Origin of the sequence: Lentzea sp. HUAS12 (assembly GCF_024125735.1) — a bacterium.
In the GTDB taxonomy this organism is placed as follows: Bacteria; Actinomycetota; Actinomycetes; order Mycobacteriales; family Pseudonocardiaceae; genus Lentzea; species Lentzea albida.
In genome coordinates this window covers 2602959-2628023 of the sequence record NZ_CP099738.1, presented here as the reverse complement: position 1 = coordinate 2628023, position 25065 = coordinate 2602959, and the positions used below count along the sequence as shown (strand labels likewise).

Genomic DNA, 25065 nt, shown 5'->3' with positions numbered 1-25065 from the left:
CCTGAGACGAGAGGAAGCTAGGAGCAATGGTGCGCAAGACTTCCAGGACGCTCGCGGGAGTGTCGGCAGCCGTGGTGCTGCTGCTGGCCGCGTGTGGCCGCGGCGACGACCAGGCTGGTGGCCAGCAGGGCGCCGACGTCGCCGAGGGGCCCGCCACGGGCACGATCACCGTCTGGGCCATGGGCGCGGAGGGGGAGAAGCTTCCCGCGCTCGCCAAGGAGTTCGAGGACGCCAACCCCGGGGCCAAGGTGCAGGTGACGGCGATCCCGTGGGACGCCGCCCACAACAAGTTCACCTCGGCGATCACCGCCGGGCAGGCGCCGGACGCGGCCATGGTGGGCTCGACGTGGATGGGCGAGTTCGCGGGCATGGGCGCGCTCGACCCGACGCCGTCCTCCATCGACAAGAGCGCCTTCTTCGACGGTGCGCAGCGCACGACCGAAGTGGGCGGAACCTCCTACGGCATCCCCTGGTACGTCGAGACGCGCCTGCTCTACTACCGCAAGGACCTCGCCAAGACCGCCGGGTACGAGACGCCGCCGAAGGACTGGGCCGGCCTCAAGGAGATGGCGAAGGCCATGCAGACCAAGGCGGGAGCCAAGTTCGGCATCGGCCTGCAGGCGGGCGGCACCGGGTCGTGGCAGTCGCTGCTGCCCTTCGCGTGGTCGAACGGCGCGCAGCTGACCAAGGACAACGGCGGCGCGTACAACTTCGACAGCCCGGAGATGAAGGAGACGCTCGACTACTACGGCTCCTTCTTCAGCGAGGGCATCGCGGACAGGGAGGCTCCCGCGCAGCCCACGACCGAGCCGGACTTCGTGAGCGGGCGCGTCCCGATGTTCATCTCCGGCCCGTGGATGATGTCCGCGGTCGAGAAGCTCGGCGGTGAGGGCTTCAAGGACAAGTACGACGTCATGCCGATGCCGGTCAAGAAGACGTCGTCGAGCTTCGTCGGCGGGTCGAACTTCGTCGTGTTCAAGGAGACGAAGAACCGCGACACCGCCTGGAAGTTCACGAAGTGGCTGACGGACCCGAAGACGCAGGTCAAGTGGTACCAGCAGTCGACGGACCTGCCTTCGGTGAAGAGCGCCTGGCAGGACCCGGCCCTGACCGCCGACACCAAGCTCGCGACGTTCGGCAAGCAGCTCGACACCGCGCAGTCGCCGCCCACCTTCGCCACCTGGGAACAGGCGATCACCGCGCTCGACACCGAGGTCGAGAAGGTCGCCCGCTCCGGCGCCGACGCGGCGGGCGCGCTCAAGGCGGCGCAGTCCGCGGCCGACTCCATCGGGACCGGGAAGTGAGCTTGCCCGCCCCGGCCCGCCGCCGCGGGGTGGAGCGGGCGGCGTGGGGCCTGATCCTGCCGTTCTGCCTGCTGTTCCTCGTGTTCACGGCGTGGCCCGTGATCCAGTCGCTGTTCATGAGCGTCACCGACACGCGCAACCGCGACCTGCGCACGCCGTTCGCGGTGGAGTTCGTCGGGCTCGAGAACTACGTGCAGGCGTTCACCGACCCGCTGTTCCGCACGGCGGCGGCGAACACCGCGTACTTCGTGGTGGTCGGCGTGCCGCTCACGCTGGCCATCGCGCTCGCGGCCGCCGTCGTGCTGGACAAGGGGATCTCGCGGTTCCGCGCGTTCTTCCGGCTGGGTTTCTACACCCCGGTGATCACGTCGATCGTCGCGGTCGCGGTGGTGTGGAGGTTCCTGCTGCAGGACGAGTACGGGCTGATCAACACCGTGCTCGGCTGGTTCGGCATCACCGGCCCGAACTGGCTCGGTGACCCGGACTGGTCGATGCCGGCGCTCATCCTGATGGCGGCGTGGCGCAACTTCGGCACGGCGATGATCATCTTCCTGGCCGGGCTGCAGGCCGTCCCCGCGTCGCTGCACGAGGCGGCGTCGATCGACGGGGCCGGCGCGTTCAGCCGGTTCCGGCACATCACGCTGCCGTTGCTGCGCCCGACGATCCTGTTCGTGTCGGTGACGACGGCGATCGGCTACCTGCAGTTCTTCGAGGAGCCGTACGTCATGACCAACGGGGGTCCGCTCAACTCGACGATCTCCGCGTCGATGTACACCTACCGGCAGTTCGGGTTCGGCAACTACGGCTACGCCTCCGCGATGAGCTACCTGATCTTCGTGGTGATCGCGGTCGTCACAGCCCTGCAGTTCCGCCTGCTGCGGGAGAGGAGCTGACATGACCGCCAAGAACCGCTGGTGGCTCTACGTCCCGCTCACGGTCGCGCTCGTCGCCGTGGTCTCGCCGTTCGCCTGGATGGTGCTCGGCAGCTTCAAGGGCGAGGGCGAGATCCGCAGGAACCCGCCCACGTGGGTGCCCGAGGCGCCGTCGCTCGACAACTACACGCAGCTGTTCTCCCGCCTGCAGTTCGGGACGTACTTCCTCAACTCGGCGGTCGTCGCCGTGCTGGTGACGGCCGGGAACCTGCTCTTCTGCTCGATGGTCGGGTACGCGCTCGCCAAGCTCGAGTTCCGGGGCAAGCGGACGCTGTTCGTGATCGTGATGGCGACCCTGATGATCCCCGGCGTGGTGACGTTCGTGCCGCTGTACGTGCTCGTCGTCAACGCCGGCCTGGCGAACTCGCTGCCCGCGCTGATCCTGCCGTTCCTCGTCTCGCCGTTCGGCGTGTTCCTGATGCGCCAGTTCATCGTGGGCCTGCCGGGCGAACTGCTCGACGCCGGACGGGTCGACGGCGCGGGCGAACTGCGGATCTTCGCGAGGATCGTGCTGCCGTTGTGCGGGCCCGCGCTCGCCACCCTCGGCATCCTCACGTTCCTGGGCAGCTGGAACAACTTCCTGTGGCCGCTGGTCGTGGCGCAACAGGAGAGCGAGTACACGCTGCCGGTCGCGCTCGCCCTGTACTCGACCGGCCAGAACTCGATCCAGTACGGCCTGCTCCTCGCCGGGGCCACCATCGTCGTCGTCCCGGTGCTGCTCGTGTTCCTCGTCTTCCAGCGGCGCTTCATCGAAGGCATCGCGACCACCGGCATCAAGTGAGAAGTCCGAAGGGGACTCACATGGAACCGCCAGTCAGGATCACCCGCCGAACCCTGCTCGTCGCGAGTGCCGCCGCGCTCGCCGTTCCCGCCTCCGCCGCGGCCGCCCCCGGTCACCGGTTCGACCCGGTCCGCGTGCGCGGCTGGGCCAGGGACACGTGGCGCAGCCTCGTCGCCATGACCCCGTCGGGCACGGGCCTGCCCGCCGACAACATCCCCGAGTCGCTCGCCGCGTCCGACCGCTCGGGCTACACGTCGCCGACGAACATCGGCGGTTACCTGTGGTCGACGATCGTGGCCCGCGAGCTCGGCATCATCTCGAAGGACGAGGCGTCGGCGCGGCTGGTCCGCACCCTCACTGCGCTCGACCGGATGGAACACCACGTCCCGAGCGGCATGTACTTCAACTGGTACGACGAGGAAACGGGCGACGCGCTGCGCTCGTGGCCCGGCACGGGCGCCGTCGTGCACCCGTTCTGCTCCAGTGTGGACAACGGCTGGCTCGGCGCGGCCCTGCTCACCGTGGCGGGTGCCGACCGCGCGGCCGCGGGACTGGCCAGGAAGCTGTTCGCCCGCATGCGGTGGGACTCCTTCTACAACCCCGGTGACGACCCCGCGCACCCCGTGCGGCCCGGCGGCCTGATCCACGGCGGGTTCTTCCCGTTCGACCACGACCGGCCCGGCGGCGTCTACCAGGGCACGCACATCGGCGGCGACCCCGTCTGGCTGACCACGCACCACTACGACACCACGGTGTCCGAAACGCGGATCACCAGCTACCTCGGCATCATCACCGGCCAGGTCCCGCCGAAGCAGTACTTCGCGATGTGGCGGACGTTCCCGGCGTCGTGCGACTGGTCGTGGCACGAGATGCAGCCGGTGGGGGAGAACCGCACCTACTACGGCATCGAGGTCTTCGAGGGCGCCTACACCTACCGCGGCATGCGGATCGTGCCGGGCTGGGGCGGGTCGATGTTCGAGGAGCTCATGCCGGACGTGTTCGTGCCCGAGGCGAAATGGGCACCGAACTCATGGGGCCGCAACCACCCCCTGCACGTCCGCGCGCAGCGGGAACACGGCCTGCTGGAAGCGAAGTACGGGTTCTGGGGCTTCAGCCCGTCCAGCAACCCCGCCGGCGGCTACCGCGAGTACGGCGTCGACGCGCTCGGCCTCGGACCCGGCAACGAGCCGGGCAACGGGGCGAACGGCTACTTCTCCGACCAGGAGATGACGAACTACGACGTCGGATTCGGCTCGTGCAGGCCCGCCACCGCTCCGACGCCGACCTACGGCGACGGCGTGGTGACCCCGCACGCGGCGTTCCTGGCGATGATGCACGAGCGCGACGAGGCGTTCACGAACCTGGCGCGCATCCAGGACGACCTGCGCGCGTACGGCAGGGGTGGGTTCTTCGACGCGGTCGCGGTCCGGTCGGGCACGATCGCGCGCCGCTACCTGTCGCTGGACCAGGCGATGGTCATGGGAGCGATCGGCAACGTCCTGTGCCGGGACGTGATCCGCCGGTCGTTCGCGACACCGGCCGTGGAGCGCGCGTTGCGCCCGGTGATCGGTGTCGAGGAGTTCGGCGCGAGCCGAGTGTGATGGAGGTTCCTGACATGGTTCGGCTGGTCTCCGAGGACGGCGTCGAGTACCGCGACCTCAACGGCAACGGCGTGATGGACCCCTACGAGGACCCGCGCCTGCCCGTCGCCGAGCGGGTGGCGGACCTGCTGGGACGCCTGTCGCTCGAGGAGAAGGCGGGACTGCTGTTCCACACCGTCATCGAGGCGGGCGCGGACGGCACGGTGAAGGAGGCGCCCGGCGACATCAGCAAGTCGCCGACGAGCGTCGTGGTGACGCAGAAGCACCTGTCCCACTTCAACGTCCACGCCCTGCACGACGCCCGCATGGCGGCGCGCTGGTACAACAACCTCCAGCGCATCGCCGAGACCACGCCGCACGGCATCCCGGTGACGATCTCGACGGATCCGCGGCACGCGTTCCTGGAGAACGCGGGCGTGTCCTTCAGCGCCAAGGCGTTCTCGCAGTGGCCGGAGTCGCTGGGCCTCGCCGCGTTGCGCGATCCGTCCCTCGTGGAGCGTTTCGCGGACATCGCCCGCCAGGAGTACGTGGCGGCGGGCATCCGCTGCGCGCTGCACCCGGCGATCGACCTCGCGACCGAACCGCGGTGGGCCCGGCAGGCGGGAACGTTCGGGCAGGACAGCGCTCTGACGGCCGAACTGGCCGTGGCGTACGTGCGCGGGTTCCAGGGACCGTCGCTGGGGCCTGATTCGGTCGCCTGTTGCAGCAAGCACTTCCCCGGCGGCGGCCCGCAGAAGGACGGCGAGGACGCGCACTTCCCGTACGGCCGCGAGCAGGTGTACCCGGGCGGGCGTTTCGACGACCACATGGAGCCGTTCCGCGCGGTGATCGAGGCGGGCACGGCGGCGGTCATGCCGTACTACGGGATGCCCGTCGGCCTGGAGGTGGACGGCGAGGAGATCGACCAGGTCGGCTTCGGCTACAACCGACAGGTCGTCACCGGCATGCTGCGCGAGGGCCTGGGTTTCGACGGCGTGGTGCTCACCGACTGGGAACTCGTCATGGACAACCACGTCGGCGACAAGGTGCTGCCCGCCCGAGCCTGGGGTGTGGAACACCTCGACGCGCACGGGCGCATGGAGCTGATCCTGGAGGCGGGCGCCGACCAGTTCGGCGGCGAGGAGTGCGTCGACGTCCTGCTGGAGCTGGTCGCCCAGGGCCGCGTGACGGAGGAGCGGATCGACGAGTCGGCCCGCAGGCTCCTCGCGGTGAAGTTCCGCCTCGGGCTCTTCGACGACCCGTTCGTCGACGAGGACAGGGCTGCGGAGGTCGTGGGCCGCCAGGACTTCCGCGACGAGGGCCACGCCGCGCAGGCCCGGTCGATCACGGTGCTGCAGGCGGGTGCGGACGCGGCCGCGTTGCCGTTGAAGCCCGGGCTGAAGCTGTACGTGGAGAACGTCTCGCCCGAGGTCGCGGCGCGCCTGGGAACCGTGGTGGCCACACCGGAGGAGGCCGACCTGGCGCTGGTGCGCCTGATGGCCCCGTTCGACCCGCGGGCGGACCTGTTCCTGGAGTCGTGGTTCCACCAGGGTTCGCTCGAGTTCCAGCCGGGTCTGCCCGCGCGCCTGGCCCGCGTCGCGGCCGCGTGCCCGCTGGTGGTCGACGTGACGCTGGACCGCGCGGCGGTGCTGACCCCGTTGCGCGACATCGCCTCGACGCTGGTGGTCAGCTACGGCTCCACCGACGAGGCTCTGGCCGACGCGCTGTCCGGCGTCATCCCGCCGGAGGGCAAGCTGCCGTTCGACCTCCCGCGCTCGATGGAACAGGTGCGGCGGCACCACGAGGACGTTGCGGGCTATGACGATCCGTTGTTCCCCTTTGGACACGGCCTGTAGGTACCGTGGGGGGATGTCGAGTGGAGTGATCATCACCGGGGCGTCGCGCGGGATCGGTCGCGCGACCGCCGCGGCCTTCGCCGAACGGGGCCACCGCGTCGCCGTGCACTACAGCAGCCGCCGCGACGACGCCCAGGAAACCCTGGCCGGACTGGTCGGCGAGGGCCACGTGCTGATCGGCGGCGACCTGTCCGACCCGGAGGTGGCGCGCGGCCTGGTCGCCGAGGCGGTGGACCGGCTCGGCGCGGTGGACGTGCTCGTCAACAACGCGGCGGTCGCCCCGAGCGCCGCCAACCCGCACCGCATCGGCGACACCTCGTGGGACGCGTGGACCAGCGCGTGGCGGTCCATGGTCGACGTGAACCTCCTCGGCGCCGTCAACGTCACCTGGGCCGTGGCGCAGCACCTCATCGACCGCGGCGCACCGGGCAGCATCGTCAACGTCGGCTCGCGCGGCGCGTTCCGCGGCGAACCCGACCACCCGGCCTACGGGGCGAGCAAGGCGGCGCTGCACGCGTTCGGGCAGTCGGCCGCGGTCGCACTGGCACCGCACGGGATCTCCGTGACGTCGGTGGCGCCGGGTTTCGTGGCGACCGAGCGGCAGGCGGGGAAGCTCGCCGGCGACGAGGGTGACGCGGTGCGCGACCAGAGCCCGTTCGGGCGGGTCGGCACGCCGGAGGAGATCGCCTCGGCGATCGTGTACCTGGCCTCGCGCGAGGCGGTCTGGTCGTCGGGGGCGGTCCTGGACCTCAACGGGGCGTCGCACCTGCGCACCTGACACGGACGAAGCCACGGACCGTGGTCCGTGGCTTCGTGGTCGCGCCTCAGCTCGTGGGCGGTGGTGTTGCTGGCCGGGGAGCGGAGGACGACTCCTTGGGTGCGGGTGCCGGCGACGGTCCGGGGATCGGTGGCGGCGGCTTGGGGGCGGGTGAGGACGACCGTCCTGAGGTGGGCGGCCTCGTCGGTTCGGAAGCGGATGTCGACGGCTGTCCAGGAACCGGCGACGTCGGCTCGGGTGCGGGTGTCGACGATCGCCCGGGAGTGGGTGACGACGACGGCTCAGGAGTGGGCGACGGCTGGCCAGGGACCGTGGACGTCGGTTCGGGAGTCGGTGGCGACGGCTGGCCGGGAACCGGTGACGTGGGCCCGGGAACCGGCGACGTCGGCTCAGGAGTCGGTGACGGCGTCCCCGGCTCCGGGGGAGTGACGGCCGGGGGCGCGGGCGCGGCGGTGGTCGCCGGAGGCGCCGCCGGCTTCGGCGGGGGCGCGGACCCGTTGCTCACCGACAGCGTCACCGGCGTGCCCCGCAACGCCATACCGCGCGGCGACTGGTCGACCACCGCACCGGCGGGCTTGTCCGAGGCGACGGACACCGTCGTCACCTCGTAACCCGCGTCGCGCAGCAGGGCCTTGGCCTTGCCGAGCTCCGTGCCGACGACGTCCGGGACCTTCATCTGCGTGTCACCTTTGAGGAAGCGTTCCTCCACCTGCGGCAGGGGCTTCTCCGGCAGGCCGTCGTGCACCTTCATCATCGTGTCGAACCACGTGGCGGCGGGCACGGTGCCGCCGTAGATGTTGCCCTCCGGGCAGAGCGTCGGGGCGCCCGCGCCGACGCAGATGCCCTTCGGCGAGGTGCTGTCGTTGAACACCTGGACGGCACCCGCGTAGTCGGGCGTCGCGCCGAGGTACGCGGCGGACTTGTACTCCTCGGTCGTGCCGGTCTTGCCCATCATCGGGCGCTTCCAGCCGGCCTTCTTCGCCGAGACGGCTGCGGTGCCCTGGCCCTTGCTGTCCTCGCTGAGACCGGTGGCCAGCGCGTTGGCGAGAGGTTCGGGCACGGCCTGCTCGCACGGGGACTTGGCGAGCTCGACGGGCTTGCCGTCGCGGTCGAGGACCCGGCGGATCGGGGTCGGCTCGCACCAGGTGCCGCCGCTCATGACGGTCGCGGCCACGTTCGCCAGTTCGAGCGTGCTGGAGGGAGCGGGGCCGAGGGTGAAGGAGGCGTTGCCGTTGGAGGCGTAGAACTCCGCCTGGGTCATCCTCAGGTCCTTGGCGCCCTTCGGGTCCGGCGGCACACCGGCGATGTTGGTGGCCATCGTCCTGCGCATGCCGAGCTTGGACGCCATGTCCACCACCGCCTGCAGGCCGACCTTCTCCTCGAGGATGACGAACGCCGTGTTGGGCGAGGTCGCGAGCGCCTGCTTCAGCGGCATCTTCGGCGGGTAGCGGTCGTTGTGGTTGGAGAGGCAGTACCAGTAGGTGTTCGGCTCGCCCGTGGCGGGGCAGGAGGGGGCACCGCCCTTGAACACCCGCGAGGTGTAGGTGTTGGGGGAGTCGACGACGGTGTCGACGCCGATCCCCTTCTCCAGCGCGGCGGCCGCGGTGAAGACCTTGTAGACCGAGCCCGTGCCGAACTTGTTCTCCACCCCGCTCGGCAGGTCGAACTGCGTCTCGAACTTGTCCTTGTCGAGGCCGTAGTCGCGGTTGGCCACCAGCGCGACGACCTCGTGCGCGTCCTTGCCCGGACGGACGACGGCCATCGTGTTCGCCACCCCGGGCGTGGTCTTCGGTGCCTGCGCCTCGACGGCCTGCTTGGCGTGCTCGGTGATCTTCGGGTCGAGCGTGGTCTCCACCCGGTAGCCGCCGACCTTCAGCTCCTCCAGGTCGAAGCCCTTCTCGACGAGGTGCTGCACCAGGAACGAGCAGAAGAAGCCGTAGGACGGCCCGGCGCCGACGCACCCGGTCTGCAACGGGCGCACGGGATCCTGGAGACCGAGCGGAACGGCCTTGTGCCGGTCGGCCTCCTCCTGGGACAGCTTCTCGCTGTGGACCATGGCGTCGATCACGAGGTTCCTGCGCTCGATCGCCTTGTCCGGCCGCGCCTCCGGGTCGAGGTACGTCGGGCTGTTCACCATCCCGGCGAGCGTCGCGGCCTGGGGGACCGTCAGCTTGTCCGGTGTCGTGTCGAAGTAGGCCTGGGAGGCGGCGGTGATGCCGAAGATCGTCGAACCGAACGGCACGAGGTCGAGGTAGCGGCGGAGGATCTCGTCCTTGCCCAGCGCCGTTTCCAGACCGATCGCGATGCGCGCCTCCCGCAACTTGCGCGTGATGCTCTGCTCCTGGGCCTCGCGTTGCGCGTCCTTGTTGTTGCGTGCCACGACGTGCACCAGGTAGTTCTTCACGTACTGCTGCGTCAGGGTGGACGCGCCCTGCTGCACCGAGCCGCTCGCGTTGTTGCGGGCCAGGGCGCGCAGGCTGGCGAGCCAGTCGACGCCGTGGTGGTCGTAGAAGCGGCGGTCCTCGATCGCGAGCAGCGCGTCCTTCATGTGCTGCGAGATCTTGTCCGGTGGCGTGCGCACCCGGTACTGGTCGTACAGGTGGGCGATCGGCGCACCGTCCTTGTCGGTCACCGTGGTCATCAGCGGCGGGCCGGTGTTCAGCATCTCGGCCACAGTGGACTGGACCTGGTCGCTGATCTTGTTCGACACGAACCCGAGTGTCGCGGTGGCCGGGAAGAGGAGCCCGGCGACCAGTGCGCCGGCGAGCACGCAGAGCCCGGCCAGTTTGCCCAGGCCGGATCCGATCCGCTTGCGATTCACATCGGACTCCTCTCATTCACAGCGGCTTTCGCCGGTTACCCGGTGAATCACCGATCAGGCGACCACATCGAATGAATCAGGGTCCGGAAAGTGGTCACCGTGAGTGCCTGAACAGCACCGGGGTCACCCTGTGGTGCCAACAAACGCGGGTCTTGTTTTTCCGTGGCTGCCACGGGTAGCTGCGTTTCAAGACCATTCACGCACGGGGAGGAAACGATGTCGCCGCAATCAAGTGCCGGCTCCCGAGTTGTTCGCGCCACCGCGATCGCGTTGGTCGCGAGTTTTCTGAGTCCCGTGCAGACCTATGCGGCCGAAGGAGCCGACGACCACACGGCGGGCTCGCAGATCGCCAAGCACGAGGGCACCGGTGCGATGCTCGGGTCGCCCTCCGAACTCGGTCCGGAGAACGTGGGCAGCGTGCACGGGATCGACGTGAGCAGCCACCAGGGCAACGTCGACTGGGGACACTGGTGGCGCTCGGGAAAGCGGTTCGTCTACATCAAGGCGACCGAGGGAACGAACTACACCAACCCCAACTTCACCCAGCAGTACAACGGTTCCGCGGCCGTGGGCATGACGAGGGGGTCGTACCACTTCGCCCTGCCGAACCGCTCCGACGGTGCGACGCAAGCCCGTTTCTTCGTGCAGAACGGCGGCGGCTGGTCGCGTGACGGCAGGACGCTGCCGGGGACGCTCGACATCGAGTACAACCCGTACGGTGGCGACACCTGCTACGGCCTGAGCCACGCCGCGATGGTGAACTGGATCCGCAGCTTCAGCGACACCTACCACGCGCTCACCAAGCGCTGGCCCGTCATCTACACGTCCGCGCTGTGGTGGGACAAGTGCACCGGCCGATCCGGCGACTTCAGCTCCACCAACCCGTTGTGGGTCGCGCGGTACGCGGCGGCGGTCGGCCCGATGCCGTTCCAGTGGCCGTTCCACACGATCTGGCAGTTCACGTCGTCCCCGATCGACCAGAACGTCTTCAACGGCGGCGCCGACCGCCTCGCCGCACTGGCAACGGGCTGAGCCGTGTCCACCCGGGTCCGCAGGTCCGAGCTCTTCCTCCTCGTCTTCCTCGGCGTGGTGTTCGCCGTGTCGTCGACCCTCGTGGTGGGCTCCGTGGCCCACCTCGACAAGATCGGCCTCACCGTCCACGGCGTGGAGAACGGCGCCGTGCTGCGGGGCGCGGCCTTCCGCGAGGTCAGCGTCAGCACGGGGGAGCCGGACCTCCTGGACCGGGTGGAGGTCCTCGTCGACGACACGGTCATCCCGACGAGCCGCGACCGGGACCGGTTGACGCTCGGGGGTTTCACGCCCGCCGAGGGCGAGCACACGCTGATCGCCCGCGTCCGCAGCGCCACACCTCTCGTCATGGACGCGGTGGTGGATCACCGGTTCACCATCGACGACACCCCGCCCTCCCTTGCCGTGCAGCACGTTCGCGCCGCCGGACCCCGGTCGCCGGTGACCGTCAGGGGCGTCGCCCGCGGCGCGGCGCTCGTGCGGGTCGGCCAGACCCGCGCCCTGGTGGTGAACGGGGTCTTCGCGGCCACCGTGCCCGCGGCGGCGACGGTGTTCGTGGAGGCACGCGACGCGGCCGGCAACTCGTACGGGCGGCACGTGCCGGTGCCGGTGTCCCGGCCGGACGTGCGGGCGGAGTGGGTGACCGCGACCGACTGGGCGGCCGCGCCGTCACGGGAACGGGTGCTCGCGAGGGCGCGCGGAGGGGAGATCGACGCCGTCCGGCTCGACGTCAAGGACGAGACGGGTCAGGTCGCCTACCTGTCGGAAGTGTCGCTGGCGCACCAGATCGGCGCGGTCAGGGACCTGTACGACCCGCGTGCCGCCGTCGAGGAACTGCACCGCGCCGGGGTGCGCGCGGTCGCGCGGGTCGTCGCGTTCCAGGACCCCGTGCTCGCCCGCGCGTCCGCGGCCTCCGGCCTGCGCGACCACGTCGGTGACGCCGCCGGTCTGACGCTGACGAACCCCGCCCACCCCGAGGTGCGCGGCTACGTGGTGGCCCTGGCGCGGGAGGCCGCGTCGCTCGGTTTCGACGACGTGGTCCTGGACCACGCCGGCGTCGAGTCCGATGTGGACTTCGTCGCGGAGGTGAGGGACGCGGTGCGCGCGGGCGGCGCCTGCTTCGGAGTCGTGGCAGCGGACGGGAAGGCGGTGCAGGCGGACTTCGTCGTCCCTTCTGGACGATGACGCAGTGCGACCACGTGTCACTCGATGCGGTCGATCCCGGTGTGACCCGCGTGGGGCACACGGGCGCGCGGGTACCAGTCGGTGCACGGATCGACCGGAGACCCAGGAGGACGGCATGAGGACCAGGACCACCGCACTGGCCGCGCTGATCGCCACGATCCCGTTGGTGCTCGCCCCCGCGGCCGCGAACGCGATCGCCTGCTACGGCGACTTCAGCGACACGGTCGGCAAACTGACGAAGATCGCGCGAGAGGAGTTCATGACGCCTGTGTGCCAGGCGCAACTCCAACCGGGGACAGACCGCCGCGACGTCCAGGAGCTCAAGGACGTCGTGCTCCCGAAGGCCGTGGCGGGCCTGGGCAGCATGGAGATGATCTACAACCGCAGCAAGCCCGTACTCGACGCCGTGGTGGAGAAGTGCTACTCGCCGCAGGACTACTGCAGTCCCGAGGCCGTCGGGCGGGCCACGCGCTGCATGAAGGAAGAACTGCCCGGCATGGCCATGACCGCTCTCGGCCCGGACGCGCTCGCCACCAGCTGCGAGGGTCTGCAGGCCGCGGCGGGCACGGACCCGCAGGCGTTGCGGGACAGGGCCCGCGCCGCCGCCGAGGCCTACATCGGGTACCTGCGCCAGAACTGACCGGAAATCCGCGTGGGCGCGCCGGGACATCCGGCGCGCCTACGGGTCCTTGCTGACCACGCCACGCGCGAGCTCGGCCGCGCGCTCCATGGCCTCGGCGCACAAAGCCATGCGCCCCAACGACTCCAGCTGGTCGGTCAGGCCGTCTCCCGCGGCCGCGGGCTCCAGCCCCTCGTCCGCCATCGCGCGCACGACCACCGCGGTCGCCTTGGACATCCGCTGCGCGAGCGCGGCGAGCGCCAGCATGACGTTCTCCGCCTGCTCCGGGCTGATCGGCGCCGGACGGTCCTCCTCGGGGAACCGCCCCAGGTCCGCGTCCCACGTGGACGCGGCGACGCACAGCGCGTCGACGAACGGTTGCCAGGCGACGTCGCCGGCGGCGGGTTCGTGGTCGTTCACGTGACACCTCCGATCAGGTCTGCGGCGGATACCCCCGGCACGAGCGGCGATGACGGTCCGTGAGGAATTCACTGAACAGGGTGCATGCTCGGTCGGAGATGTCTGGAGGGTCCTCTCCCGGGTACTGCCACCTCGACAGAGGTAACGCCCCGTTCAGGAAAGGACACGGGCATGGCCATGGACGACCTCCTGGACGAGGGCCGCACGGCCTTCCACACGCAGCTGTTCGGGTACAACCGCGCCCAGGTCGACGAGGAGTACGCCCGCCTGGAGCGCCAGCTCGAACTCGCCTGCGCCGACCGCGACGCGGCCCTGGAGACGGCGGACGAACTGACCCGCCACCTCGAGGAGGCCCGGTCGGAGCTCACGGAGTACCGCACTCTCCACGCGGGACACAGCAAGGACAACGCCGTGTCCGGCTGCATCCGCTACCTGCTGCACGTGGCCAGGCGCAAGGCGGACGAGATCGAGTCCGAGGCGCGCGCGCGGGCGGAGGACGCGGTGCACCGCGCGGAGGAGGCGGCGGGCCGGCACGCCCGTCTGCTGGACGAGGCGGAGCAGGAGTCGCAGCGGCGACTGGCGGAGGCGAGCCAGCGCGCGCGGGAGATCGTCGGTGAGGCCTTGGAGCGGTCCCGTTCGCTGTTGTCGGACCTCGCGGAGCGGCAGCGGCTGCTCGACCAGTGGTACGCGGAGATCGGTACCGCGCCGGAGATGCCGTCGCCCCGCAGCCCCGAGCCCGGTGAGATCGGAGTGCACGGGGGAGCGGAGGTGTGGAAGAGCCCCGAGTCCGCGGCGGTTGCGGCACCCGTGGCGCTGGAGGCCGTACCGGAGGACGCGCCCGCGACCGCCGAGGCCGAGCTGATCGAGATGCCGCGCCGCCCCGAACCCGACGTCGAACCCGGGTCCGATGCCGAGCCCGACGAGGAACCCGCCTCCACCACCCAGATGCCGAGCGTGTCGGCATGACCGCCGTCACCAGCGGACCGGCGCTCACCGGCGAGCCCGCGCCTACCGCCACGACCTGTGTGCTGGTGGACGTCCGCGACTCGGGCGTCACCGGTGTGCGCTGGGCCGCCGGCTGCGCGGAGGCGCTCGGCGTGGACCTGGTCGTGCACACCGGCGCGGACGACGATCCCGTGCACACCGAGGTCGCGGCGCTGCTGGCCGAACGACCGGAGCTGACCGTCCACGTCGAACACGGGGAGCGCTACCCGACCGCGGCAGAGGGCGCCCTCGTGGTGCTGTCGCGTCAGCGGGCTCTGGACGCGCCGCCGCTCGCCTGTCGTGACGGGCGCGACGTCGTGGTCGTGGGCGGGTCCGCCACCGCGCTGGCGGGGCGGTTCGGCGTGGTGACGGCCGTGGTGGAGCGCGTCGGGGGTGAGGGCGTGCTGGAGCGCGCCACGGCGCTGTGCCGGGCCCGCGGCGCGACGCGGTTGCGCGTGCTGGCCCGGCCGTCGTGCCCCCTGTCCGGCGGCTGGCTCGACGACGCCGCCGACGTCGCGCACGCGTGCTGTCCCGGCGTGATCGTCGAACTGGTGCGCCAGGGCCGGTCCGTCGCCGAGGAGACGCGACTGTTCCCGAGTGACCTGCTCGTGGTGTCCGGCAGGGAACGGGGCCCGGGAGAGGGTCTGCAACCCGATGCGAGGGCGGCGCTGCACCACGCGTCCTGCCCCGTGCTGTTCAGCTGTTCGTGACGGGGGAGTTCGCCATGACTGCCGGAAGGATCGTCCTGTACGTGCTCGCCGCGGCTCTCGCGGGTGTGACGATCGGTCTGCTCAAGAGTCCGCAGCAGGCCGGGCCACCACCCCACGAGGCGCACTCGCCGGTCGCGGCGGCCAGCATCTCCGTGAGGGCCGTTCCCACGACGACCACGACGACGACACCGCCGTCCTCGTCGTCCTCCCCGCCACCGGCCGCGGTCGTGAAGGACGTGCCTCGCCGTCCTGGACCTGAGCTGCCGCCCGGTGTCCCCGTGCGCGCGCAGGGCGAGGGGTGGTGGCGGACCGTCGCCGGGACGACGCCGCAGGTCGGCACGGGCGAGGTGCGCACCTACTCGGTCGAGGTGGAGCAGGGAGCCGTTCTCCCGGCCGCTCACCAGGCGTTCGCGCAGACCGTGGACTCGGCCCTCGCGGACCCGCGCGGCTGGACGGCGTCCGGGGACGTCTCCTTCCGGCGGGTGGACGTGGCGGAACCGGACGTGCGGATCCGGCTCACCGCGACCGAGACCGCGCGGGCGATCTGCGGGTTCGACCTGCCCTACGACACCTCCTGCTACCGCGAGGGCGTCGTGTACGTGAGCGCGCCGCGGTGGTTCCGGGGCGCCGAATCGTTCGGCGGCGACCTGGAGGGGTACCGCAGGTACGTCGTCAACCACGAGGTCGGCCACTTCCTGGGGCACGGCCACGAGTTCTGCCCCGCCGACGGCGCTCCGGCGCCCGTGATGATGCAGCAGACGTTCTCCGTCTCCAACGACGGGCTGGCCGACGTCACGGCCGAGGTGCCGCAGGGCCCGGCGGTCCCGCGTGACGGCAGGACGTGCACCCCCAACCCGTGGCCGAACCAGGGGGTGGCGCGGTGAGGATCGCGATGATCTCGGTGCGGGACAACCCCTCGACCGCACTGCACGACCCGGACGCCCCCGGCCGGCGCGGCCACGTCGCCGCGCTCTCGCGGGAGCTGCACCGGCTGGGGCACGAGGTGACGATCTACACGCGCCGGGCGGACGAACGCCTGCCGGACCGCGTGCGGGTCGCCGAGGGCCTGGAGCTCGTGCACGTCCCGGCCGGACCGGCGCGGCAGCTGCGCCAGGACGAGGTCGTGCCGCACATCGGGGAGTTCGCGCGGTACCTGAACGACCGGTGGGCCGACGACGTCCCGGACGTCGTGCACGCCCACCACTGGACGTCCGGCCTGTGCGCCGTGCTCAGCGCGCGCCGCACCTCGATCCCGATCGTGCAGAGCTTCCACGGGCTGGCGGGCGGCGACTCGCTCGACGTGGAACGGCTGGTCGGCCGCGGCGCGGCGGGAGTGGTCGCGACGTCCGGCCGCGAAGTGGACGAGCTCGCCCGGCTCGGGGTGCGCCGTTCCCGGATCTCCACCGTGCCCTGGGGCGTCGACACGGCCTCGTTCACGCCGACCGGCCCGGCCGCCGCGCGCACCAGCAGGCTGCGCGTCCTCGTGGCCACCGGCCTGGCGCCGCACGACGGTGTCGACGACCTGGTCGTGGCGCTGACCGCGGTGAGCGCCACCGAACTGGTGGTCGCGGGCGGTCCCGAACGGCGCTTCCTCGCGGGCAACGCGGAGTACAGGCGCCTCTGCGCCCTGGCGGACCGGCACGCGGTCGCCGACCGGATCGCGTTCATCGGCCGGATACCGCACTCGGAGATGCCCGCGCAGATCCGGTCCGCGGACGTCGTCGTGTGCCCGCAACGGCACGCGTCGTTCGGAGTCGTCGCGCTGGAGGCGATGGCGTGCGGTGTGCCGGTGGTGGCGTCGGCGGTCGGCGGCCTGGCCGACTCGGTCGTGCACCAGGTGACCGGCCTGCTCGTGCCGCCCCACAACCCCGCGCAGCTGGCGCGGGCGCTGCGGGCGCTGCTGGGCGACGAGGTCCGCCGCCAGGAGCTCGGGGCCGCGGGCCACGACCGCGTGAGCATCCGCTACACGTGGGACCGCGTCGCGCAGGACGTGCTCCGGGCCTACGAGCAGGCGATCGGTCCCGAGATGATCACGGAGCAGCGCGGGCCCTCCCAGGTCTACGCCCGGCTGCGGCGCGTTCTCGGACGTGACGAACCCACGGGGTGAACGACCGGGTCTGGTCCTGCGGTGCCGGTCAGCACACCCGGCCGGCCCGACCCCGGCGCGGGGTGGCCACCCGCTCGTAGACGGCCAGCGCCTCCCTCGCGAGCCGGCGCCGTGAGTACCGGCTCAGGACGCGGTCGCGCCCGGCGATGCTGAACTGCTCCCCGAGGGTCTCGTCGGCGAGCAACGACTTCAGCGACCGCGCGAGCCGCAGCCCGTCGTGCGGGGGGAGGAGCAGGCCGGTCACGTCCGGCAGCACGACGTCGTTCAAGGCGCCGACCGCGGTGGCCACGACCGGTACGCCGCAGGCCATCGCCTCGAGCGCCGCGGTGCCGTACGCCTCGGTCGCCGGCGCGCACACCGCGACGTCGGCCGACCGCAGCACCGCCGGCCTGTCCCTGCGCGGCACGGTGGCGGCGTCGACCAGTTCGACGTGGTCCATCGTGGACAGCACGGCGCCGATCGCCGCGGAGCCCTCGGCGGGATCCAGCTCCCCGGCCACGACGACGCGCACCCGTCCGTCGTGGACGTCGGCAGGACCTTCCGGGGTGAACAGCGCGGAGTCGACGCCGCTCGGCAGGACCGACACCTGGGTGCGGCGCACACCCGACTGCCACAGCCGGGTCGCCTCCTCCGTGTTCGTGGCGGTGATCCACGCCGCCCTGCGCGCGATGAGCGTCTCGGCGTCGGAGCGCTGCTCGACGTGGGCCTCCCCGGCCCCGTGGCAGCAGTGCACCACCGGGACCCGCAGGCGGTGGCCGCCGATCAGGGAGACGAGCCCGGACGTCCAGTGGTGCGCGTGCACCACGTCCGGCGGCCGCAGCCGCCACCGCTCGGCCAGGAACGTGGCGAAGTCCGCGAGGTGCTCGACGAGCGCCTTCTCGGAGAGCTCGTGAGCGGGCCCCGCGGGAACGTGCACGACGTCGTAGCCCTCGGCGGTCCTGACCTCGTCGGGCGACTCCGGATCGTCGCGCCGCGTGTAGACCACGACCTCGTACCTCGAAGCGCTGAGCCCGGCGCACAGTTCCGCCACGTGGGCGCCCTGTGCCGTGCTTTCCACGAGCGGACTGGCCTGCGCGGACACCATCGCGATTCGCATTCGCCCCGGTACATCCTCGGTCTCTGGTGCGATTCCGAGCTGCCGGCTCAACTCGTTCGGTTCCGGTGGGTGAGCAAGGCGACCGTATTGGTTTTCGACGCCGCCGACAAACGCGGACGTCCGGGCTTCGCGGCCACGGCCGCACCGGCGTGTCGGCCGGGCCTGAGCGCTGTTCGTGGCGCCCCGCCAGGAGGTGGAAAGGGCCGTTCGTCCGGGCTGAACCAGGGCGCTTCTGGTGAAACCGCTGGTCACGGGCGATCCGGTGGTCGGTCGCCGACTGCGGGCGGAACGAGGAGGTGACCGCTTCGCCGTGTGGTTCCGAACGACATCGACGGAGACCAGGGACCGCGGACGGCTCCCGCGCCGGATTGTTCACCCCAAAGCAAGACGCTGGCCTGGAATATCCGGATTGTGGCTGATCATGAGACCGATGATTCTTAAACCTCCGGAACCAGGCATCACCCGAAAGTGTGGTGATCGCGGTGTGAACCGTACTTTCGGGCGGATTCCGATTTGGTCCGGACGAACCGCTTGGATACGGTCCTCCCGGACTTGCGGTTGGTGTGAAGGACCACCGCGATCCGTTCTCGAAAAAATCGAACTAGGAGATTTTTGTGCTGAAGAAGGCAGGGGCGGCCGTCGCTATCGCGGGCGCTTTCCTCGGTATTGGTTCCACCGCTCTGGCCGATGCCCCTGAGCTCGACATCACGGACCAGGTGGGCGTTGCCGACCTGAACGACTCCGAGGTCGCCAGCGACCTGAACGCCTGCTTCATCGACGTCAACGTCATCGCGGTGCCGGTGCTGTCGGACAACGACAGCGGCCTCTGCGCCAACCCCGACGACAAGTGACGTGAGACGGCGCCCACCGCGGTGGTGCGCCGTCCGCAGAGCGGAGGAACGGGGTTTCCGGGCAGGGGTGCCGGCTCCGTTCCTCCCGTCGCAGGTGCAGAACACAAACGACTGGTTCGTGAGGAGAATCGTCATGCTGAAGAAGGCTTTTGCCGCGGCTGCCGTTGGCGCGGGTTTCCTGATGATGGGCTCGCCCGCGTTCGCGACGCAGGGTGACGCGATGGACGACATGATGGACATGGCGTCGAAGTACGACCACGACCACCAGGTCGGCCTGGTCAACATGGAGGACTCCGAGCTCCTCAGCGACATCAACGTCTGCCACGTCGACGTGAACGTCATCGCGGTGCCGCTCTTCTCCAACAACGACGGCGGACCGTGCGTTAACCCCGACATCGAGGCCGAGCACTCCCACGAGGACGACTCGGACCGCTGACCCGGGTCCCCACCAGAGAAGCGTCCGGCTGTGTTCAGCCGGGCGCTTCTCTGCGTCGGATATCGTCGCGGGCGCACAGGAACTTCCCCGGAGAGCCCAGGATGCGCGTCCACCACACCGTCGTCGACTCACCGGTCGGGCAGCTGACCCTGGCCGGGGAGGGCGACGCGCTGCTGGGCCTCTACTTCGAGGGCCACCTGCGGACCCCGCGCCTGACCGACCTCGGTCCCCGCACGAGCACGGGGTTCGAGGAGGCGCGCCGCCAGCTCGGCGAGTACTTCGACGGCGGGCGACGCACCTTCGACCTCCCCCTGGCGCCCCGCGGGTCGGCCTTCGAGCTGAGCGTGTGGGCGCTGCTGGCGAAGATCCCCTACGGCGAGACCCGGACGTACGGGCAACTGGCCGCCGAGCTCGGCGACCCGAGGGCGGCCCAGGCCGTGGGCAACGCCAACGGGTGGAACCCGATCAGCATCATCGTGCCGTGCCACCGCGTGGTCGGGTCGCGCGGCGGCCTCACCGGCTACGCGGGCGGCCTGGAGCGCAAGCGGTACCTCCTCGAGCTCGAACAACCGCCGGCCGAGCTGGACGGCCGCCTGTTCTGACCCGGCGTCACCTCCGCCAGAACAGGTGGTGGACCACGCCGCTGGAGCTGGGCACGACGTCGAGGTGGAACCGGTCGCGCAGCTCGTCGGGCGACTTCCACAGCGGCACGCCGTGGCCGAGCTCGACCGGTGACACCGCGACGTGCAGCGTGTCGATCAGGTCGGCGTCGAGGAACGACCGGATCGTGGTGGCACCGCCACCGATCCGGACGTCCTTGCCCGACGCGGCCTCCTTCGCGCGCTCCAGCACCTCGGCCGGGCCGGCGTTCACGAAGTGGAAGGTCGTGTCGGAGAGCGTGAACGACGGGCGTTCGTGGTGGGTCAGGACGAAGACCGGGGTGTGGAACGGCGGCTCGTCGCCCCACCAGCCCCGCCAGTCGTGGCTCTCCCACGGGCCGCGGTGCGGGCTGAACTTGTGCGCGCCCATGATCTCCGCGCCGATGTTGTTCGCGAAGTCGCGGGTCAGGTAGTCGTCGAGGCCGCGGGTGCCACCGGGGTCGGTGCGGTTCGGCCAGCTCGCCGTCGCGCCCGCCCACGCGAACATGGTGCCGGGGTCGGCGTGGCCGAACGGCCTGTCGAGGGTCTGGTCCTCGCCGGCGCCGAAGCCGTCTCGCGACACGACGAAGTTCTGGACCTTCACCAGCTGGGTCATCGGGTGTCCTTTCCGTTCCTGGTCGACGGTGCAGACCGCGGTGTTCGCGCGAACTCATCGGTCCTGGACCGGAAGGATCATGCCGTTGCGACGACCTGATCGCGAGTGCTGACAGAAGCGGACAGGATCATCGCCGATCCGGGACTGTGGGAGCGCTTTCATGATGCACTGCCGGTTCGGCTCCGGTCGGATCCCGGTGCCGGGAAAGGTGCGAGGGATGAGTCCCCGGCGGCGGATCGGACATGTCCTGCTGGCCCTGACGACGGCGTTCGGCCTGCTCACCGGTGTCCCACCGGCGCACGCGGCCACCACCCCGTCACTGGAGTTCGCGAGCCCGCTGAGCCAGGCGCTGTACGGCTCCGCCTACACGGCCGCGCTGGACAACCTGCTGCGGATCAACACGATGGGCTACGACCCGCGCCACAACAGGAGCGGCCTGCAGGACCCGTCCGTCGGCTTCGTCCGCGCGGGCGGCGGCTACCAGCAGCCGTGGACGCGCGACGCGTCGATCAACAGCTGGAACGCGACCAGCCTGCTGTCCCCGGCGCTCGCGGAGAACACCCTGTGGGCCGTCGTCGACAAGGACCCGGCGGGCGCGTTGCGGGTGCAGCAGGACGACCAGCAGTGGGACCAGGTCGTGTGGCTCACGGCCGCGTGGCACCACTACCTCGTCACCGGTGACCAGGAGTTCCTCGGCAACGCGTACCGCACCGCCGCGACCACCCTGACGATCCGCGAGAACGCCACCACGGCCGGGTTCAACGCCACCTACGGGCTGTTCACCGGCGCGTCGTTCTTCAACGACGGCATCGCCGGCTACCCCGCGCCGCCCGCCGACGCGACCGAGTCGGTCAGCACGGGCAGCATGCCGTGGCCGGGCGTCGCGAGCGGGATGTACCTGAGCACCAACGAGGTCTACTACGCCGCCTACCTCAGCGCGGCGAACATGGCCGAACGGCTGGGCAGGCCGCAGGACGCCACCCGCCACCGCGCGAAGGCCGCCGCGCTGAGGGCCGCGATCAACCGGCACTTCTGGAACCCGGCGACGGGCTTGTACGACTACCAGCTGCTCGCCGACGGCACGCGCGGTGCCCACCAGGAGGGCACCGGCCTCGCGTTCGCGATCCTCTTCGACGTCGCGAGCGCGGCCCAGGCGCGGTCGATCCTCGCGAACGCGCGCTCGATGACGTGGGGCATGCCCGACACCTACCCGCACTGGGACCGCTACTCCGAGGGGCAGCCCGGCCGCCACAACGCGATCGTCTGGCCGCTCGTGCAGGGGCTGTGGGCCAAGGCCGCGGCCAAAGCGGGAGATCCGAGCAAATTCGCGGCGGAGACGGCTCGGCTGGCGAAGCTCGCGAACAACAACAGCGGGTTCTGGGAGATCTACAACGGCACCACGGGTGTGGTGGACGGCGGCTACCAGCGACTCGGCGACACGGTGAAGTTCCACTGGGGTTCCGAGCCCGACCAGACCTGGTCTGCCACGGCGTTCCTCGACATGGTCCACACAGGACTGTTCGGGCTGCGGCACACCGAGGCGGGGCTGTCGTTCGCGCCGACCCTGCCCGCGGGCTGGGGTGAGGTGACCCTGCGGAACCTGCGCTACCGCGACGCCGACCTGACGATCAGGCTGCGCGGGGCCGGTACGACGATCAGCTCCGTCAGGATCGACGGCAGGCCGGCACGCGCCGAGGTCCCCGCCACGCTGCGGGGCGCGCACACAGTCGAGATCACGCTGACGGGAGCGGCCGCCGGCGACCGCGACGGCGACGGCGTGGCCGACGCGCAGGACCGGTGCGCCGACACCGCGGGCACGGTCTCCGGCTGCCCCGCGCCCGGTCGCCTGGAGGCCGAGGACGCGCGCAACACCGGTGGCGTCAAGACGAACGTCAACCACACCGGCTACTCCGGCAGGGCGTTCCTCGACGGGCTCTGGGCGCAGGGCGCCGCGTCGTCGTTCACGCTGCACCGCTCGACGACGGCAGCGGGTTCGGGAGCGATCACGTTGAGGTACGCGAACGCCCACGGCGATGCGCGCACCATGACGTTGTCGGTGGACGGACGTGCCGTGCGGCAGGTGAGCTTCCCGAAGGTCTCCGACAGCTGGGACGCCTGGGGCACGGTGACCTTCGACGACGTGCCGGTGAGCGGGCGCGACCCGGTGGTGACGCTGTCCTGCGGCAGCGGGGACTCCGGTGCGATCAACCTCGACTGGCTCGAGTACCGCGGACCGTGACGCGGCTTCCCCGGCTCGGGCGGACCCGAGCCGGGGCACGCACTACTGCGCGGTCGGGATCGGATGGCCCTCCGAAGCCTGCACGACGACGATGCCGTTGCCCTGCAAGGCGAGCTGGTAGGCCTCACCGGAGCCGCGCCCGATGACGGCGCCGAGCTTGGCCGTCTTGCGGATCGAGGACTGCAGCGAGGTCGACCACAGCACGGCGGACTGCATGTCGACGTACGTCGGCACGTCCACGTTCAGCACGACCGGCGTGCCGTAGGCGGTGACGGCCAGCGCGCCGGTACCGGTGAACGTGGTGTTGAACAGGCCGCCGCTGAGCATCGACGCGCCCTCGGTGCGGTTGATGTCCCACTTGAGTGTGCTGTCGAACGCGAGCACGTTCTTGCCGTTGACGGTGACGCTCTCGTTCTCCAGGTGCAGCACGAAGATCTCGTCGGCGTCCTGGGCGAGGAACACGTCACCGCTGCCCGACACCTTCATCAGCGACATGCCCTCGCCGGTGAAGGCCTTCTTGAACAGCTTGCCGATGCCGCCGGCGCCCTCGTAGGCGAAGTCGACGTCGCCCTGGTAGGCGACCATCGAGCCCTGCTTCGCGAAGAAGAACCCGCCGCTGCCGGTGAGGTCCACCTTGAGCATGCGTTCGTTCTGCAGCTGGAAGCTGCCGGGCTCGACGGCACGTTCCTGGTTGTTGAACAGTGAGCTGCGCATGCGCAGATCATGCCTCAGCCGCCGTCCGGACGATCCCGCGCGCCATCGTGGCGAACACGACGTCGTGCAGGGGTTTCTGCACGACCCAGTACAGCTGCCCAAGCAGGCCGTCGGCGGTGAACGTGACCTTCTGCCGGTAGCGGGTGCGGTCGCCGTGGCGGTCGACGCGCATGTCGAGCAGCGTGTGGCCGGGCATCTTCATGTCCGCCCGCAGCACCAGGCGCTTCGCGTCGTCGTCGCGGTGCACGACGGTCCAGAAGTCGACCACGTCGCCCTCCCCGACGTCGGGCGCCCTGCCGCGGAAGAGGCCGATGCCGCCGAGCAGGTGGTCGACCGCGCCCCGGACCGTCCACACGAGAGGGACGGTGTGCCAGCCGTTCTCGCCGCCCAGCGCGGTGACCGCGTGCCAGACGTCGCCGGGGGAGGCGTCGGTCAGCACGGTCCGCTCCTCGGTGAACACCTCGCCGTCGCCCGCCTCGGCCTGCGGGGCGGTGGCGGCGCGGATGGCGTTGTCGACGCTCGTCGTGCCGCCGGGCGGGGCCGGCAGCACGTCGGTGACGAGCGGGCCGTCCGCCGTGAGGTCGTGGTCGAGCGAGGCGAAGAGCGGTTCCGCCACCGTCGCCGGGACCGGTGTCACCAGGCCGGCGATCTGCGCGGCGAGCTTGTGGGACCACAGCGGCGCGGGCACCGGCATCCTGACCGGCAGCCGCAGCACCCGCGCGCACCGCTGCAGCAGGTCCAGATAGGACAGCCGTTCCGGGCCGGGCACGTCGAACACGCCGTCGACCGGTTCCGCGAGGTCTGCGGCGGCCACGAGGAAGTGCACGACGTCGGCGGCCGCGACCGGACGGCTCGTGTTGCGCATCCACGACGGCACCGGCACCCACGGCGTGAGCCGCGCCGACGAGCGCAACAGCTCGAAGCTCGCCGAACCGGCGCCGATGATCATCGACGCCTGCAGCACGAGCGCGGGCACCGCTCCGGCGGCCAGGACGTCACCGACCTCGGCCCGTGAGCCGAGGTGCGCGGACAGGCTGGGGGAGTCGGGACGGGGTCCGCCGACGTAGACGACCTGCCGCACGCCCGCCCCGGCCGCCGCGGTGGCCAGCACGGCGGCGGCCTCGCGGTCGACCTCGGCGAAGTCCGGCCGGTCCAGCGAGTGCACGAGGAAGTACACGACGTCCTTGTCCGCCACCGCCTGCCGCACCTCGTGCGGATCCGTGGCGTCGCCGACGTGCACCATGACCCGGGTGGGGAAGCGCGTCGCCTGCGTGCGGTCGCGGACGAGGACCGAGACCTCGTGGTCGCGGGCGAGGAGCTCCGGCACGAGCTGCGACCCCAGGTAGCCGGTCGCGCCCAGCACCAGGCA

At 70.9% G+C, this 25065-nt stretch carries 23 protein-coding genes; 17 read left to right on the top strand and 6 right to left on the bottom strand.

Annotation, left to right across the window (positions count from 1 at the left end; all coding sequences use genetic code 11):
* Positions 1 to 26 precede the first annotated feature (26 nt).
* The 6 genes from ND450_RS11590 to ND450_RS11565 are packed head-to-tail and all read left to right on the top strand — an operon-like array spanning position 27 to position 7231.
* Positions 27 to 1304, top strand: coding sequence for a sugar ABC transporter substrate-binding protein (locus tag ND450_RS11590; RefSeq protein WP_253326147.1), 1278 nt, complete (start codon positions 27 to 29; stop codon positions 1302 to 1304).
* A complete protein-coding gene (locus ND450_RS11585; RefSeq protein WP_253326146.1) occupies positions 1301 to 2197 on the top strand; it encodes a carbohydrate ABC transporter permease in 897 nt (298 codons plus the stop codon). The genes ND450_RS11590 and ND450_RS11585 overlap by 4 nt, the downstream gene beginning before the upstream one ends.
* 1 nt (position 2198) lies before the next feature.
* Entirely contained in the window at positions 2199 to 3017 is an 819-nt protein-coding gene (locus tag ND450_RS11580) for a carbohydrate ABC transporter permease (RefSeq protein ID WP_253326145.1), read from the top strand.
* Positions 3018 to 3037: 20 nt separating this feature from the next.
* Positions 3038 to 4618 (top strand): glucoamylase family protein, encoded by a 1581-nt coding sequence (locus ND450_RS11575; protein WP_253326144.1) that lies wholly within the window; start codon positions 3038 to 3040, stop codon positions 4616 to 4618.
* 14 nt (positions 4619 to 4632) lie between these two features.
* Positions 4633 to 6453, top strand: coding sequence for a glycoside hydrolase family 3 protein (locus ND450_RS11570; RefSeq protein ID WP_253326143.1), 1821 nt, complete (start codon positions 4633 to 4635; stop codon positions 6451 to 6453).
* Between the two features lie 13 nt (positions 6454 to 6466).
* Positions 6467 to 7231 carry an SDR family NAD(P)-dependent oxidoreductase gene (locus tag ND450_RS11565; RefSeq protein ID WP_253326142.1) on the top strand — a complete coding sequence of 255 codons (765 nt, stop codon included), beginning with the start codon at positions 6467 to 6469 and terminating at the stop codon, positions 7229 to 7231.
* 46 nt (positions 7232 to 7277) lie between these two features.
* Here ND450_RS11565 and ND450_RS11560 read toward each other — a convergent pair whose 3' ends face one another.
* On the bottom strand, positions 7278 to 10052 hold the full coding sequence (locus ND450_RS11560) for a penicillin-binding protein (RefSeq protein WP_253326141.1): 2775 nt from the start codon (positions 10050 to 10052) through the stop codon (positions 7278 to 7280).
* Positions 10053 to 10268: 216 nt separating this feature from the next.
* Between ND450_RS11560 and ND450_RS11555 the strand changes: the two genes are divergently transcribed.
* The 3 genes from ND450_RS11555 to ND450_RS11545 all read left to right on the top strand — a co-directional run bounded on the left by ND450_RS11555 (position 10269) and on the right by ND450_RS11545 (position 12906).
* Positions 10269 to 11084: a lysozyme gene (locus tag ND450_RS11555; protein WP_253326140.1), complete on the top strand. Its 816-nt coding sequence runs from the start codon at positions 10269 to 10271 to the stop codon at positions 11082 to 11084.
* A 3-nt stretch (positions 11085 to 11087) separates the two neighbouring features.
* A complete protein-coding gene (locus ND450_RS11550) occupies positions 11088 to 12266 on the top strand; it encodes a putative glycoside hydrolase (RefSeq protein ID WP_253326139.1) in 1179 nt (392 codons plus the stop codon).
* A 115-nt stretch (positions 12267 to 12381) separates the two neighbouring features.
* The gene (locus ND450_RS11545; RefSeq protein ID WP_253326138.1) at positions 12382 to 12906 is read left to right on the top strand and encodes a hypothetical protein; all 525 of its coding nucleotides are present in this window, start codon (positions 12382 to 12384) and stop codon (positions 12904 to 12906) included.
* Positions 12907 to 12945: 39 nt separating this feature from the next.
* On the opposite strand, the gene ND450_RS11540 is transcribed toward ND450_RS11545, so the two are convergent.
* Positions 12946 to 13305: a hypothetical protein gene (locus tag ND450_RS11540; protein WP_253326137.1), complete on the bottom strand. Its 360-nt coding sequence runs from the start codon at positions 13303 to 13305 to the stop codon at positions 12946 to 12948.
* 171 nt (positions 13306 to 13476) lie between these two features.
* Between ND450_RS11540 and ND450_RS11535 the strand changes: the two genes are divergently transcribed.
* The 4 genes from ND450_RS11535 to ND450_RS11520 are packed head-to-tail and all read left to right on the top strand — an operon-like array spanning position 13477 to position 17106.
* A complete protein-coding gene (locus tag ND450_RS11535; protein WP_253326136.1) occupies positions 13477 to 14271 on the top strand; it encodes a DivIVA domain-containing protein in 795 nt (264 codons plus the stop codon).
* Positions 14268 to 14999: a hypothetical protein gene (locus ND450_RS11530; protein ID WP_253326135.1), complete on the top strand. Its 732-nt coding sequence runs from the start codon at positions 14268 to 14270 to the stop codon at positions 14997 to 14999. Before ND450_RS11535 ends, ND450_RS11530 begins: the two co-directional genes overlap by 4 nt.
* Before the next feature lie 14 nt (positions 15000 to 15013).
* Positions 15014 to 15883, top strand: a complete 870-nt coding sequence (locus ND450_RS11525) for a DUF3152 domain-containing protein (protein ID WP_253326134.1) — start codon at positions 15014 to 15016, stop codon at positions 15881 to 15883.
* The gene (locus ND450_RS11520; RefSeq protein ID WP_253326133.1) at positions 15880 to 17106 is read left to right on the top strand and encodes a glycosyltransferase; all 1227 of its coding nucleotides are present in this window, start codon (positions 15880 to 15882) and stop codon (positions 17104 to 17106) included. Before ND450_RS11525 ends, ND450_RS11520 begins: the two co-directional genes overlap by 4 nt.
* Before the next feature lie 28 nt (positions 17107 to 17134).
* Here the strand turns inward: ND450_RS11520 and ND450_RS11515 are convergent, their stop codons facing one another.
* Positions 17135 to 18202, bottom strand: a complete 1068-nt coding sequence (locus tag ND450_RS11515) for a glycosyltransferase (RefSeq protein ID WP_253326132.1) — start codon at positions 18200 to 18202, stop codon at positions 17135 to 17137.
* A 614-nt stretch (positions 18203 to 18816) separates the two neighbouring features.
* Here ND450_RS11515 and ND450_RS11510 point away from each other — a divergent pair.
* From ND450_RS11510 to ND450_RS11500, 3 genes are all read left to right on the top strand, one after another.
* Positions 18817 to 19053 carry a hypothetical protein gene (locus ND450_RS11510; RefSeq protein WP_089917997.1) on the top strand — a complete coding sequence of 79 codons (237 nt, stop codon included), beginning with the start codon at positions 18817 to 18819 and terminating at the stop codon, positions 19051 to 19053.
* A 133-nt stretch (positions 19054 to 19186) separates the two neighbouring features.
* Positions 19187 to 19489 (top strand): hypothetical protein, encoded by a 303-nt coding sequence (locus ND450_RS11505; RefSeq protein WP_143091630.1) that lies wholly within the window; start codon positions 19187 to 19189, stop codon positions 19487 to 19489.
* A 101-nt stretch (positions 19490 to 19590) separates the two neighbouring features.
* Entirely contained in the window at positions 19591 to 20091 is a 501-nt protein-coding gene (locus ND450_RS11500) for a methylated-DNA--[protein]-cysteine S-methyltransferase (RefSeq protein WP_253326131.1), read from the top strand.
* A 7-nt stretch (positions 20092 to 20098) separates the two neighbouring features.
* On the opposite strand, the gene ND450_RS11495 is transcribed toward ND450_RS11500, so the two are convergent.
* Complete coding sequence (locus ND450_RS11495; RefSeq protein ID WP_253326130.1) at positions 20099 to 20743, bottom strand: dihydrofolate reductase family protein; 645 nt, start codon at positions 20741 to 20743, stop codon at positions 20099 to 20101.
* A gap of 217 nt (positions 20744 to 20960) precedes the next feature.
* Here ND450_RS11495 and ND450_RS11490 point away from each other — a divergent pair, with 217 nt between their 5' ends.
* Entirely contained in the window at positions 20961 to 22982 is a 2022-nt protein-coding gene (locus tag ND450_RS11490) for a glycosyl hydrolase family 65 protein (protein ID WP_253326129.1), read from the top strand.
* Between the two features lie 42 nt (positions 22983 to 23024).
* Here ND450_RS11490 and ND450_RS11485 read toward each other — a convergent pair whose 3' ends face one another.
* Both ND450_RS11485 and ND450_RS11480 read right to left on the bottom strand, forming a co-directional pair.
* Positions 23025 to 23696 (bottom strand): AIM24 family protein, encoded by a 672-nt coding sequence (locus ND450_RS11485; protein ID WP_253326128.1) that lies wholly within the window; start codon positions 23694 to 23696, stop codon positions 23025 to 23027.
* Positions 23697 to 23703: 7 nt separating this feature from the next.
* Entirely contained in the window at positions 23704 to 25059 is a 1356-nt protein-coding gene (locus ND450_RS11480; RefSeq protein ID WP_253326127.1) for a DUF2867 domain-containing protein, read from the bottom strand.
* Positions 25060 to 25065: the final 6 nt, after the last annotated feature.

Bases quoted from the DNA above. Each gene is read 5' to 3' on its own strand.
- ND450_RS11530 (WP_253326135.1), top strand. From the start codon at position 14,268: ATGACCGCCGTCACCAGCGGACCGGCGCTCACCGGCGAGCCCGCGCCT.
- ND450_RS11495 (WP_253326130.1), bottom strand. From the start codon at position 20,743: ATGACCCAGCTGGTGAAGGTCCAGAACTTCGTCGTGTCGCGAGACGGC.
- ND450_RS11555 (WP_253326140.1), top strand. From the start codon at position 10,269: ATGTCGCCGCAATCAAGTGCCGGCTCCCGAGTTGTTCGCGCCACCGCG.
- ND450_RS11535 (WP_253326136.1), top strand. From the start codon at position 13,477: ATGGCCATGGACGACCTCCTGGACGAGGGCCGCACGGCCTTCCACACG.
- ND450_RS11565 (WP_253326142.1), top strand. From the start codon at position 6,467: ATGTCGAGTGGAGTGATCATCACCGGGGCGTCGCGCGGGATCGGTCGC.
- ND450_RS11575 (WP_253326144.1), top strand. From the start codon at position 3,038: ATGGAACCGCCAGTCAGGATCACCCGCCGAACCCTGCTCGTCGCGAGT.
- ND450_RS11590 (WP_253326147.1), top strand. From the start codon at position 27: ATGGTGCGCAAGACTTCCAGGACGCTCGCGGGAGTGTCGGCAGCCGTG.
- ND450_RS11545 (WP_253326138.1), top strand. From the start codon at position 12,382: ATGAGGACCAGGACCACCGCACTGGCCGCGCTGATCGCCACGATCCCG.
- ND450_RS11515 (WP_253326132.1), bottom strand. From the start codon at position 18,202: ATGCGAATCGCGATGGTGTCCGCGCAGGCCAGTCCGCTCGTGGAAAGC.
- ND450_RS11500 (WP_253326131.1), top strand. From the start codon at position 19,591: ATGCGCGTCCACCACACCGTCGTCGACTCACCGGTCGGGCAGCTGACC.
- ND450_RS11485 (WP_253326128.1), bottom strand. From the start codon at position 23,696: ATGCGCAGCTCACTGTTCAACAACCAGGAACGTGCCGTCGAGCCCGGC.
- ND450_RS11570 (WP_253326143.1), top strand. From the start codon at position 4,633: ATGGTTCGGCTGGTCTCCGAGGACGGCGTCGAGTACCGCGACCTCAAC.
- ND450_RS11525 (WP_253326134.1), top strand. From the start codon at position 15,014: ATGACTGCCGGAAGGATCGTCCTGTACGTGCTCGCCGCGGCTCTCGCG.
- ND450_RS11580 (WP_253326145.1), top strand. From the start codon at position 2,199: ATGACCGCCAAGAACCGCTGGTGGCTCTACGTCCCGCTCACGGTCGCG.
- ND450_RS11490 (WP_253326129.1), top strand. From the start codon at position 20,961: ATGAGTCCCCGGCGGCGGATCGGACATGTCCTGCTGGCCCTGACGACG.
- ND450_RS11505 (WP_143091630.1), top strand. From the start codon at position 19,187: ATGCTGAAGAAGGCTTTTGCCGCGGCTGCCGTTGGCGCGGGTTTCCTG.